The following is an 11,473-nucleotide window of genomic DNA, read 5'->3' on the forward strand; positions in this document are numbered from 1 at the left end:
ACCTCGCTAGCGGGCATGGGCCAGCGCCACCGCGGTGTCCAGCATGCGGTTGGAGAAGCCCCATTCGTTGTCGTACCAGGCGGACACCTTGACCAGGTTGCCCGACACCCTGGTCAGCGTGGCATCGAAGGTCGATGAGGCCGGGCTGTGGTTGAAGTCCACCGATACCAGCGGCTCGGTGTTGTAGTTCAGGATGCCCTTGAGTTCGCCATCCGCCGCGCGCCGCAGGATGCTGTTCACCTCCTCCACCGTGGTCGGCCGGGCCGCCACGAACGACAGGTCCACCAGCGACACATTGATGGTCGGCACGCGCACGGCAAAGCCGTCCAGCCGCCCCTCCAGCTCGGGCAGGACCAGGCCGACCGCGGCGGCCGCGCCGGTCCTGGTCGGGATCATCGACATGGTGGCCGAGCGCGCGCGGCGCAGGTCCTCATGGTAGACGTCGGTCAGCACCTGATCGTTCGTGTAGGCATGCACCGTGGTCATTAGCCCGTTGACCACGCCCAGCTCCGCATGCAGCGGCTTGACCAGCGGCGCCAGGCAGTTGGTGGTGCACGACGCATTGGAAATCACCGTGTCGCTGGCCTTCAGCACGCCGTGGTTGACGCCATAGACGATGGTGGCGTCCACGTCCTTGCCGCCGGGCGCGGAGATGATCACCTTCCTCGCACCGGCCCGCAGGTGGGCCGAGGCCTTCTCCTTGCTGGTGAACAGCCCGGTGCATTCCATCACGACGTCCACGCCCAGTTCGTCCCACGGAAGCTCGGCCGGACTGCGCCGGGCCAGCACACGGATGAGGTCGCCGTTGACGCGGAAGGCGTCCCCGTCCACCGCCACCTCGCCCGGGAAACGGCCGTGGACCGTGTCATACCGGGTCAGGTGCGCATTGGTGCCGGCGTTGCCGAGGTCGTTGATCGCGACGATCTCCAGGTCATGCCGCTTGCCGCCTTCATAGTGGGCACGCAGAACATTGCGGCCGATGCGCCCGTAGCCATTGATGGCAACCTTGATAGTCATGCTGTCTCCATTTGCCTTTATGTGTGTTTGTGCGGTCCGTCCGGGGCGGCCTCAGGCGGCCGGTGCAAGCCGCGCGGGCGCCAGCAGCGCGGGCAGCCCCTCGAGCGAATCCACCAGCGCGTCGGCCCCCAGCGCCGCCACGCCGTCCGGCCCGGCGTAGCCATAGCGCACCAGACAGACCGGCATGCCGGCCGCGCGCGCCGCGGCCACATCGACCGGAGAGTCGCCCACCAGCACGCCCTGCGCCGGGTCTGCCTCGAGCAGCCGGCAGGCATGGCGCAGCGGTTCGGGGTCCGGCTTCATCTGCGCGATCGAGTCCCCCGCCACCAGCACCTCCAGATAGCCGGCCAGGCCGGTCATGGCCAGCAGCGGCGCCGCCAGCGCGCGCGGCTTGTTGGTCACGCACGCCAGCCGGTAGCCCTGGCGCCTGAGCGCGGCTAGGCCGGCCTCCACGCCGGGAAACACCTGCCCGAGGCGGCCGTTGACTTCGGCATAGTGACGGTGGAACAGCATCTCGGCCGCAGTGGCGTCGATGCGCTGTGCCAACTGCGCGGTGTCGAGCACGCGCCGCACCAGGTTTGGCACGCCGCGGCCGATGAAGCCGGCCACGGTATCGAACGGCAGCGGCGCGCTGCCCAGCTCCGCCAGCATGCGGTTGGCGGCCGCGACGATGTCGGGCGCGGTATCGACCAGCGTGCCGTCGAGATCGATCAGCACTGCGGTGCAGGCCAGGGACGGGCGCGTCATGATTGCTCCTCCAGCAGCGCGCGCGCCGCGGCCACGACGTGCGCCGGGGTCAGGTCGAAGTGCTCGTACAGCGCCTCGGCAGGGGCCGATTCGCCGAAACTGTCGATGCCCAGCGCCACGCCCCGGTCGCCCACCACGCCACGCCAGAACCACGTCACGCCCGCCTCGACGCTGATGCGCGGGATATCCGGCGGCAATACTGTCTCCCGATAGATGGCGTCTTGTGCGTGGAACAGCTCCACGCAGGGCATGGAGACCACGCGTGCGCCGATGCCCGCGCCGGCCAGCTCCTGTGCCGCATGCACGGCGATCTCCACCTCCGAGCCAGTCGCCACCAGCACCACGTGCGGCGCATCGGCCTGCGGCACATCTCGCAGGACATAGCCGCCGCGAGCGATGCCCGCGCGCTGTCCGGCGTCGCGCTCGAACGGCGTCAGCGCCTGCCGCGACAGCAGCAGGCAGGTCGGCCCATCGTCCCGCCGCAGCGCGGCGAGCCATGCGTACGCGGTCTCCGCGCCGTCGCACGGGCGCCAAACCCGGTTGTTGGGAATCAGCCGCAGGCTGGCCGCGTGCTCGACCGGCTGGTGCGTGGGACCATCTTCGCCAAGGCCGATGGAGTCGTGGGTCAGCACGTGCACCACGCGCAGGCGCATCAGCGTGGCCATGCGGATGGCATTGCGCGAATAGTCCGAGAAGGTCATGAAGGTGCCGCCATAGGGAATCAGCCCGCCGTGCAGCGCGATGCCATTCATCACCGCGGCCATGCCGAATTCGCGCACGCCGTAGCTCACGTAGTTCCCGTGTCCGGCATGGTTGACCCAGACCGACGCCTTGACGCTGGTCAGGTTGGATCCGGTCAGGTCGGCCGAGCCGCCCAGCAGTTCCGGCACGGCGGGCGTCAGCGCCTCGAGGCACAGTTGCGAGGCCTTGCGCGTGGCGATCCTGTCCAGCAGCGGCGATGGCGCTTCCAGCAGCGCCAGCAGTGCCGCGTCGAAACCCTCCGGCAGCCGGCCCTCGATGCGGCGCAGGAATGCGTTGGCGAGTTCCGGGTGCGCGGCGCGGTAGGCGGCAAAGCGCGCTTCCCATTCGGCCTCGTGCGCGATGCCCTGCGCGCGCGCGTCCCAGGCGTCCGCCACGTCCGCCGGCACCGTGAAGGGCTCGGCCTCCCAGCCCAGCGCCGTGCGCATGGCGGCGATCTCGGGCACGCCCAGCGGAGCGCCATGCACGTCGTGGCCACCCGCCTTGGCAGGGGCGCCCTTGCCAATCACGGTGCGGCAGCAGATCAGCGTGGGGCGCCCGCGCTCGGCCCTGGCCGCGCGGATGGCGGCATCCACGGCGTGCGCGTCGTGCCCGTCGACATCCGCTAGCACGTGCCAGCCGTAAGCCGCGAAGCGTTGCGCGGTATCGTCGGTGAACCATCCGGCCACCTCGCCATCGATGGAGATCCCGTTGTCGTCGTACAGGCAGATCAGCTTGCCCAGCCCGAGCGTACCGGCCAGCGAGCACGCCTCGTGGCTGATCCCTTCCATCAGGCAGCCATCGCCGAGGAAGACGTACGTGTGGTGGTCGACGATATCGAAGCCGGGACGGTTGAAGGTCGCGGCGAGCAGTTTCTCCGCCAGCGCCATGCCCACCGCATTGGCCAGCCCCTGCCCCAGCGGCCCCGTGGTGGTTTCCACGCCTGGCGTCACGCCCACTTCCGGATGGCCGGGCGTGGCCGCGTGCAGCTGGCGGAAGCGGCGCAGCTCCGCCATCGGCAGGTCGTAGCCGGTCAGGTGCAGCAGCGCGTACAGCAGCATGGAGGCGTGGCCGTTGGACAGCACGAAGCGGTCGCGGTCGGGCCAGGCCGGGTTGACGGGGTTGTGGCGCAGGTGGCGCCGCCACAGGACCTCCGCCATCTCGGCCATGCCCATGGGCGCGCCGGGGTGGCCGGACCTGGCCTGCTCCACCGCGTCCGCGGCCAGGAAGCGCAGCGCGTTGGCACAGCGCGCCGCGGAGTCGATGCGTTCGGGTGCGTTCATCTGGAGTGTCCTTGCATCACGTCGGTTCACAGCGCGGCGCGCTTGCGGCGCTCCATCATGCGCAGCACGAAGGGCGTGAAGATCAGCTGCATGGCCAGTTCCATCTTGCCGCCCGGCACCACGATGGTGTTGGCGCGCGACATGAACGAGTCGTGGATCATGCTCAGCAGGTACTGGAAATCGATACCCTTGGGATTGGCAAAGCGGATCACCACCATGCTTTCATCGGGCGCGGGGATTTCGCGTGCAATGAACGGGTTGGAGGTGTCCACGCACGGCACGCGCTGGAAGTTCACATGCGTGCGCGAGAACTGCGGGCAGATGTAGTTCACGTAGTCCGGCATGCGGCGCAGGATGGTGTCGGTCACCGCTTCCGTCGAATAGCCGCGCTGCTTCTTGTCGCGCCACAGCTTCTGGATCCATTCCAGGTTGATGACCGGCACCACGCCGATCAGCAGGTTGGGATAGCGGGCCACATCGACCTCGCCGGTGACCACGCCGCCGTGCAGGCCTTCATAGAACAGCAGGTCGGTGTCTTCGGGCAGTGGCTCCCACTCGGTGAAGGTGCCGGGCTGCTGCCCGAACGGCGCGGCCTCTTCCGCGCTGTGCAGGTAGTGGCGATGCATGCCGGTGCCGGACTCGGCGTACGAGCGAAACAGGTTCTCCAGCTCGCCGAACAGGTTGTTCTCGGGTCCGAAATGGCTGAAGTTCATGTTGCCGGTGCGCTCGGCCTCGGCCATCTTGACCTTCATCTCGGCGCGGTTGTAGCGGTGGAAACTGTCGCCTTCGATCACCACGGATTTCACGCCTTCGCGGCGGAAGATGTTCTCGAAGGTACGGGTGACGGAGGTCGTGCCGGCGCCCGAGGAGCCGGTAATGGCGATGATGGGATAACGTTCTGACATGGCCGTGCACCTCAGGCGGACGCGCGAAACAGGCTGCGCTCGTTGAACAGGGGATTGGGAAGATCGGGGTCCGACGGGTCGGTGTGGTAGCCCTCGATGCGCTCGACCTCATTGCGCGAGCCAAATACCACGCCGATGCGCTGGTGCAGCGCCCGCGGCGCCACCGTCATCAACGGCTGGCGGCCGGTGCTGGCGCGCCCGCCGGCCTGCTCCATCAGGAATGCGATCGGGTTGGCCTCGTAGAGCAGGCGCAGACGCCCCGGCTTTGCAGGATCCCTGGTATCGCGCGGGTACATGAAGACGCCGCCACGCATCAGGATACGATGCGCCTCGGCCACCATCGAGGCGATCCAGCGCATGTTGAAATCCTTGCCGCGCGGACCGGTCTGTCCCGCCATGCATTCGGAGATATAGCGCCGCACCGGCGCTTCCCAGAAGCGGCTGTTGGAAGCGTTGATGGCGAATTCGTGGGTATCGGCAGGTACCTGAAGGTTCGGATGCGTGAGGAAAAACTCTCCAAGGTTCGGATCCAGCGTGAAGCCACTGACGCCGTTGCCCACGGTCAGCACCAGCATGGTGGTGGGGCCGTAGAGCGCGTAGCCGGCCGCAACCTGGGCCGTGCCGGGCTGCAGGAAATCCTGCTCGCTCACGGCGTCGGTACCCTCCGGCGCACGCAGCACCGAGAAGATGCTGCCCACCGAGACGTTGACGTCGATGTTCGACGAGCCGTCGAGCGGGTCGAACACCAGCAGGTACTTGCCGCGCGGGTAGCGCTCGGGAATCTGGTATGGCTCGGCCATTTCTTCCGACGCCATGCCGGCCAGGTGGCCGCCCCACTCGTTGACGCGCACGAAGGCCGCGTTGCTGAGCACATCCAGCTTCTGCTGGATTTCGCCCTGCACGTTGATGGCAACACCGGCGCCGGCACCGGCGTCTCCTTCGGCGCGGCCGTGCAGGCCGCCCAGCGCGCCGAAGGCGACCGCGCGCGCGATCTCCTTGCAGGCCATGGCGACATTGAGAATCAGGCCGTTGAAGCCGCCGCTGGCGTTGGGGTAGCGGCGGCGCTCCTCGATCAGGAACTGCGTCAGGGTCATCCTCTGGACTTCTGGCATGACAGGTCTCCTCTTGCTTTGCTGTGTGTTCTGGTCCGGGCGGGGCCGCGTCAGAGCATGGCCGCCTCGCGCAGGCGCCGCAGGATGCCGCGGTAGCCGCCGTCGGCATCGGGCGCGCCGAACACGGCACTGCCCGCGACGAAGGTGTCCGCGCCGGCGGCCGCGACGTCGCCGATGTTGTCGGCCTTGACGCCGCCGTCGATCTCCAGCCAGACCGGGCGCCCGCCTGCCTCCACCTGGCGGTCGATGCGCTTGCGTGCCTCGCGCAGCTTGTCCAGCACGCCGGGGATGAACGCCTGGCCGCCAAAGCCGGGGTTGACGCTCATCAGCAGCACCAGGTCGAGCTGCGCCAGCGTGTGGTCCAGCCATGCCAGCGGCGTCGCCGGGTTCAGCACCAGGCCGGCCTTGCAGCCGTGGTCGCGGATCAGGCCGATGATGCGGTCCACGTGGCGGCTCGCCTCGGGATGGAAACTGATGATGCCGGCGCCGGCTTTCGCAAACAGCGGGATCAGCGCATCCACGGGCTCCACCATCAGGTGCACATCGATGGGGATCGAGACATGCGGGCGGATCGCCTCGCACACCAGCGGGCCGATGGTGAGGTTGGGCACGTAGTGGTTGTCCATCACGTCGAAGTGCACGAGATCGGCGCCGGCCGACTCGATGGCGCGGACCTCTTCGCCCAGCCGCGCGAAGTCCGCCGACAGGATCGACGGCGCGAGCCGGATCACGCGTTCGCTGGCGTGGTGAGCTGTGGTGAGCATGTCAGCGCGCCTCGGACAGGTCGCCCCGATGCCAGCGCCGCAGCGCGGCCAGGTCGGCCCAGCGGTGGTCTGCGCCGGCCAGGTGCCGGGGCATCGGCTGATCGGGGTCGCCCAGGTGCGGCAGCACCATCAGGGCGTCGTCAAACCGGTCCTGCGCGCTGTAGGCAGTGGGCGTGACCACGGCGGGAATGCCTGCCGCCTGCGCCGCGCGCAGCCCGTTCTCCGAATCCTCGATGGCCAGGCAGGCGCCGGGCTCCAGGCCAAGCCGCTGCAGCACCGCCAAATAGACATCTGGCGCCGGCTTCTTGACCGCGGTGGTACCCGCGTCGCAGATGGCGGCAAAGCGCCCGCGCCAGCCGGCACCGAGCGGCGCCTCCAGCAGTGCGTCGAGATTGGCCGGCGTGGTGGTGGTGGCGATGGCGAGCGGCAGGCCGGCCCGCGCGGCTTCATCGAGCAGCCGCGCGATGCCCGGGCGCAGCGGCAGCCCGCCCGCGCCCACGCGCGCGGCGTAGTGGCGCGTCTTGATGGCGTGCACGGCGTCGATGGTTGCCTTCACCTGGCTGCCGCAGCCTTCTTCCGGGTCGACCATGCGCCAGTAGTGCAGCAAGCGTTCCTTGCCGCCGGCCACCTTGAGCAGGCGCGTGTAGAGCGCCTCGTCCCAGTGCCAGTCCAGGCCGGTCTCGGCGAATGCCGCGTTGAAGGCCTCGCGGTGCGCGGTCTCGGTATCGGCAAGCGTGCCGTCGACATCGAAGATCAGGGCTTGCATGGCTTACTCCGCGGCGGGCGCCGCAAACACGCGGCTGGCGAGCAGGTCGCTGGCGGTGATGGTGGTCAGGGCCTCGTCGTCGACGATCATGGCCGGGTCATCGAGCAGCCGCGAGGCATGGCGCAGCCGCGCGCGGTCAAGCGCGTTGCGCACGCTGCGGGCATTGGCGAAATGCGGCTGCGCCATGCGCCGCGCCAGATAGTCCGTAAACATGGCGCGGCTCTCGTCGTCGAAGTGGTACTGCATCTCGGCCAGCATCAGGTCGGCGATCCGGCGCAGTTCCTCGAGCCGGTAGTCGGGAAAACTGATGTGGTGGGCCACGCGCGAGGACATGCCCGGATTCGATTCGAAGAATCGGTCCATGCGATCCTTGTAGCCGGCCAGGATCACCACCAGGTCGTCCCGGTTGTTCTCCATCACTTGCAGCAGGATCTCGATGGCCTCCTGGCCGTAGTCGCGCTCGTTCTCGGGGCGGTACAGGTAGTAGGCCTCGTCGATGAAGAGCACGCCGCCCATGGCCTTCTTCAGGATTTCCTTGGTCTTGGGCGCGGTGTGCCCGATGTACTGGCCCACCAGGTCATCGCGCGTCACCGCCACCAGATGGCCGCGGCGCACGTAGCCGAGCTGGTGCAGGATCTGCGCCATGCGCATGGCCACCGTGGTCTTGCCGGTGCCGGGATTGCCGGTGAAGCACATGTGCAGGCTGGGCGCGCCCGCGCTGAAGCCGCGCGCAGCGCGAAGCTTGTCCACCAGCAGCAGCGCGGCAATGTCGCGGATACGCGCCTTTACCGGCGCCAGCCCGATCAGCTCGCGATCCAGCTGGGCCAGCAGCTCGGTGATGCCCGAGCTGGCCAGCGATGCGGCCAGGCTACCCTCGGGCTGGAGCAGTGCGGTCGGTTCGGGTGCGGACATGGAAGCCTCCGGTAAGGTCGAATCGGTCGAATCGGTCGATGCAGGGCGCAGCGTCCCCCGTCGCGCGGCCGTGGCAGCGCGAACGTGGTTCCTGCGGGGTTGGGGTTGGGCTAGGCGCCGGCGACAGCGCCGGGCGGCGCGGGCAATGCGGCTTAGTAGCGACTGCCTTCGGGCCGCGCCTGCGCGGCGTAGCTCTCGATCGAGTAGCGCAGCGTGCGGCCCGCCTCTTCCTGCCGGACCAGCCGGAAGCCAGGTTCGTCCGCGGGACGGTTGACGATGAACGACATCACCACCGACTCCACCGTATGGGTCGAATCGAAGGCCGTGACGCGGATGTAGTGGTTCGGGAAGGTGTTACGCGCGTTGTTGATTTCCATCAGGATGCCGGCCGCGTCGCGCAGGTCGAACATCGGCAGCCCGAACATCTCCCAGTACGTATTGCGCGGATGCGGGTCGTCGGTATATTCGATGCCCACCGCCCAGCCCTTGCTCAGGCAGTATTCGAGCTGGCTGGTGATCTGCTCGTCGGTGAGGTCGGGCAGGAAGGAAAAAGTGCCTTGAGTGATGCGCATGGTGTCCTCTCGTTCTGTGGGTTCGCTGCGATGCCGCCCCATGGTGCCGGTGCCGGCGGCTGCCTCAGGCCACCGATGCGGTGGGCACGAAGTCCGAGGTATCGGTCGGCGTGTAGTTGAAGGTGATGTCGCCCCAGGTGTCGAGCGCCGCCCGCAGCGGCCCGCACCAGCGCGCGGCGTCGCGCAGGATCTCCGGGCCTTCGTTGAGGATGTCGCGCCCCTCGTTGCGGGCCAGTACCATCGCCTCCAGCGCGACGCGGTTGGCCGTGGCGCCAGCCTGGATGCCCTGTGGATGGCCGATGGTGCCGCCGCCGAACTGCAGCACCACGTCGTCGCCGAAGAGGCTGATCAGCTGGTGCATCTGGCCGGCGTGGATGCCGCCCGAGGCCACGGGCATCACCTTGCGCAGCGAGGCCCAGTCCTGGTCGAAGAACAGGCCGCGCGTCAGGTCGGTGTGGGTGTAGGCGTCGCGGCAGACGTTGTAGTAGCCCTGCACCGTCAGCGGATCGCCTTCCAGCTTGCCCACCGCGGTGCCGGTGTGCATGTGGTCCACGCCGGCCAGCCGCAGCCACTTGGCGATCACGCGGAACGACACGCCATGGTTCTTCTGCCGCGTATAGGTACCGTGGCCCGCGCGGTGCAGGTGCAGGACCATGTCGTTCTGGCGGCACCAGTTGCTCATCGACTGGATACAGGTCCAGCCGACGATCAGGTCGATCATGATGATGACCGAGCCCAGCGACTTGGCGAACTCGGCGCGCCGGTACATCTCCTCCATGGTGCCGGCGGTCACGTTGAGGTAGCTGCCCTTGACCTCGCCGGTGGCGGCCGATGCCTTGTTGACCGCGTCCATGACGAACAGGAAACGGTCGCGCCAGTGCATGAAGGGCTGCGAGTTGATGTTCTCGTCGTCCTTCATGAAGTCCAGCCCGCCCTTGAGGCCCTCGTACACCACGCGGCCGTAGTTGCGTCCCGACAGGCCCAGCTTGGGCTTGGTGGTGGCGCCCAGCAAGGGGCGGCCGAACTTGTCCAGCCGTTCACGCTCGACGATGATCCCGGTCGACGGACCGGCGAAGGTCTTCACGTAGGCTACCGGGAAACGCATGTCTTCCAGCCGCGCCGCCTTGATCGGCTTGAAGCTGAAGACGTTGCCGATGATCGACGCCGTCAGGTTGGCAATGGAGCCTTCCTCGAACAGCGACAGGTCGTAGGCCACGTAGCAGAAGAACTGCTCCGGGTTGTTGGGTACCGGCTCGACCCGGTATGCCTTGGCGCGATACATGTCGCAGGCAGTGAGACGGTCGGTCCAGACCACGGTCCAGGTCGCGGTCGACGACTCGCCGGCGACCGCGGCCGCGGCTTCGACGGGATCGACGCCTTCCTGCGGGGTGATGCGGAACAGTGCCAGCACGTCGGTGTCCTTGGGCTCGTAGCCGGCATCCCAATACCCCATTTCCCGGTACTTCATGACGCCGGCATCGTAGCGCTTGCGTGGCTTGGCTTGGATCGTCTCGGGTGCGTTCATGCTTGTCTCCCTTCCGTGGATTCCCTGGTTCAACGACGTGACTGCGTTGAAGAAAAGATATCCGCGCCCCCGCATAAGGTAAATTCAGATATTCTTACCCCCTGCATAAGCAATTGCTTAAGCATGAGCCGGGCTTCACAGTAAGTGACGTTCCATCCCCCGCTTCGCCCCATGTCCTTCCTGCGCGCACTTACCCTTCGTCAGCTGCAGATCTTCGTGACCGTGGCCCGGCATGCCAGCTTCGTGCGCGCGGCGGAAGAACTGCACCTGACCCAGCCGGCGGTATCGATGCAGGTCAAGCAGCTGGAGTCGGTGGTTGGACTGGCGTTGTTCGAGCGGGTCGGCCGTCAACTCACGCTGACCGAGGCCGGCGACCGGTTGCTGCATCATGCTTCGCGCATCCTCGGCGAGGTCAAGGATGCCGAGGAAGGCCTGCAGGCCGTCAAGGACGTCGAACAGGGTTCCATCACCATCGGGCTGATCAGCACCGCCAAGTATTTCGCGCCCAAGCTGCTCGCGGGCTTCAACACGCTGCACCCGGGCGTGGAGTTGCGCATCGCCGAGGGCAACCGGGAAACCCTGTTGCGGCTGCTGCAGGACAATGCCATCGATCTCGCGCTGATGGGCCGCCCGCCGCGCGAACTCGATGCCGTGTCGGAGCCCATCGCCGCGCATCCGCACGTCCTGGTGGCCTCGCCCCACCACCCGTTGCGGGATGCGAGAGAATTCGACCTTCAGGAGTTGCGTCGCGAGACCTTCCTGCTGCGCGAGCCGGGCTCGGGCACGCGTACCGTGGCCGAGTACATGTTTCGCGACCATCTTTTCGCGCCGGAAAAGATTGTCACGCTCGGCAGCAACGAGACCATCAAGCAGGCGGTGATGGCCGGAATGGGCATCAGCCTGCTGTCCCTCCACACGCTGTCGCTAGAACTGCGCACGCACGAGATTGCGCTGCTGGACGTCGCCGGCACGCCGATCGAGCGCACCTGGCATGTCGCGCATATGACCAGCAAGCGATTGTCGCCGGCCAGCGAACGCTGCCGTGCCTACCTGCTCGAACACACGGCGGAATTCCTCGGCAAGGAATATGCCGGGCTGCTGCCCGGGCGGCGCGTTGCATAACGGCCGAAAG

Annotated in this window: 11 protein-coding genes; 1 reads left to right on the top strand and 10 read right to left on the bottom strand. The window is 67.6% G+C overall.

The features are described from left to right. Positions 1–6: 6 nt before the first annotated feature. The 10 genes from gap to CupriaWKF_RS19865 form a co-directional block, all read right to left on the bottom strand. Positions 7–1,017 carry a type I glyceraldehyde-3-phosphate dehydrogenase gene (gene gap, locus CupriaWKF_RS19820; protein WP_276102473.1) on the bottom strand — a complete coding sequence of 337 codons (1,011 nt, stop codon included), beginning with the start codon at positions 1,015–1,017 and terminating at the stop codon, positions 7–9. 51 nt (positions 1,018–1,068) lie between these two features. Continuing rightward, positions 1,069–1,764 (bottom strand): phosphoglycolate phosphatase, encoded by a 696-nt coding sequence (gene gph / locus CupriaWKF_RS19825; protein WP_276102474.1) that lies wholly within the window; start codon positions 1,762–1,764, stop codon positions 1,069–1,071. Further along, the gene (gene tkt / locus CupriaWKF_RS19830; protein WP_276102475.1) at positions 1,761–3,785 is read right to left on the bottom strand and encodes a transketolase; all 2,025 of its coding nucleotides are present in this window, start codon (positions 3,783–3,785) and stop codon (positions 1,761–1,763) included. The genes gph and tkt overlap by 4 nt, the downstream gene beginning before the upstream one ends. Positions 3,786–3,811: 26 nt before the next feature. After that, positions 3,812–4,690, bottom strand: coding sequence for a phosphoribulokinase (locus CupriaWKF_RS19835; RefSeq protein WP_276102476.1), 879 nt, complete (start codon positions 4,688–4,690; stop codon positions 3,812–3,814). An 11-nt stretch (positions 4,691–4,701) separates the two neighbouring features. After that, positions 4,702–5,802: a class 1 fructose-bisphosphatase gene (locus tag CupriaWKF_RS19840; protein ID WP_276102477.1), complete on the bottom strand. Its 1,101-nt coding sequence runs from the start codon at positions 5,800–5,802 to the stop codon at positions 4,702–4,704. Between the two features lie 50 nt (positions 5,803–5,852). Further along, complete coding sequence (rpe, locus tag CupriaWKF_RS19845) at positions 5,853–6,566, bottom strand: ribulose-phosphate 3-epimerase (protein WP_276102478.1); 714 nt, start codon at positions 6,564–6,566, stop codon at positions 5,853–5,855. A 1-nt stretch (position 6,567) separates the two neighbouring features. Next, the gene (locus tag CupriaWKF_RS19850; protein WP_276102479.1) at positions 6,568–7,332 is read right to left on the bottom strand and encodes an HAD family hydrolase; all 765 of its coding nucleotides are present in this window, start codon (positions 7,330–7,332) and stop codon (positions 6,568–6,570) included. 3 nt (positions 7,333–7,335) lie between these two features. Then, a complete protein-coding gene (gene cbbX, locus CupriaWKF_RS19855; RefSeq protein ID WP_276102480.1) occupies positions 7,336–8,244 on the bottom strand; it encodes a CbbX protein in 909 nt (302 codons plus the stop codon). Positions 8,245–8,396: 152 nt separating this feature from the next. Further along, on the bottom strand, positions 8,397–8,816 hold the full coding sequence (locus CupriaWKF_RS19860) for a ribulose bisphosphate carboxylase small subunit (RefSeq protein ID WP_276102481.1): 420 nt from the start codon (positions 8,814–8,816) through the stop codon (positions 8,397–8,399). Positions 8,817–8,880: 64 nt separating this feature from the next. Further along, on the bottom strand, positions 8,881–10,341 hold the full coding sequence (locus CupriaWKF_RS19865) for a form I ribulose bisphosphate carboxylase large subunit (RefSeq protein ID WP_276102482.1): 1,461 nt from the start codon (positions 10,339–10,341) through the stop codon (positions 8,881–8,883). A 171-nt stretch (positions 10,342–10,512) separates the two neighbouring features. Between CupriaWKF_RS19865 and CupriaWKF_RS19870 the strand changes: the two genes are divergently transcribed. Beyond that, on the top strand, positions 10,513–11,463 hold the full coding sequence (locus CupriaWKF_RS19870) for a LysR substrate-binding domain-containing protein (protein WP_276102483.1): 951 nt from the start codon (positions 10,513–10,515) through the stop codon (positions 11,461–11,463). Positions 11,464–11,473: the final 10 nt, after the last annotated feature.

It is taken from the genome of Cupriavidus sp. WKF15 (assembly GCF_029278605.1).
GTDB lineage: Bacteria > Pseudomonadota > Gammaproteobacteria > Burkholderiales > Burkholderiaceae > Cupriavidus.

Excerpts from the sequence above, each read along its gene's own strand:
- gap (WP_276102473.1), bottom strand. The coding sequence starts at position 1,017 with ATGACTATCAAGGTTGCCATCAATGGCTACGGGCGCATCGGCCGCAAT.
- gph (WP_276102474.1), bottom strand. The coding sequence starts at position 1,764 with ATGACGCGCCCGTCCCTGGCCTGCACCGCAGTGCTGATCGATCTCGAC.
- tkt (WP_276102475.1), bottom strand. The coding sequence starts at position 3,785 with ATGAACGCACCCGAACGCATCGACTCCGCGGCGCGCTGTGCCAACGCG.
- CupriaWKF_RS19835 (WP_276102476.1), bottom strand. The coding sequence starts at position 4,690 with ATGTCAGAACGTTATCCCATCATCGCCATTACCGGCTCCTCGGGCGCC.
- CupriaWKF_RS19840 (WP_276102477.1), bottom strand. The coding sequence starts at position 5,802 with ATGCCAGAAGTCCAGAGGATGACCCTGACGCAGTTCCTGATCGAGGAG.
- rpe (WP_276102478.1), bottom strand. The coding sequence starts at position 6,566 with ATGCTCACCACAGCTCACCACGCCAGCGAACGCGTGATCCGGCTCGCG.
- CupriaWKF_RS19850 (WP_276102479.1), bottom strand. The coding sequence starts at position 7,332 with ATGCAAGCCCTGATCTTCGATGTCGACGGCACGCTTGCCGATACCGAG.
- cbbX (WP_276102480.1), bottom strand. The coding sequence starts at position 8,244 with ATGTCCGCACCCGAACCGACCGCACTGCTCCAGCCCGAGGGTAGCCTG.
- CupriaWKF_RS19860 (WP_276102481.1), bottom strand. The coding sequence starts at position 8,816 with ATGCGCATCACTCAAGGCACTTTTTCCTTCCTGCCCGACCTCACCGAC.
- CupriaWKF_RS19865 (WP_276102482.1), bottom strand. The coding sequence starts at position 10,341 with ATGAACGCACCCGAGACGATCCAAGCCAAGCCACGCAAGCGCTACGAT.
- CupriaWKF_RS19870 (WP_276102483.1), top strand. The coding sequence starts at position 10,513 with ATGTCCTTCCTGCGCGCACTTACCCTTCGTCAGCTGCAGATCTTCGTG.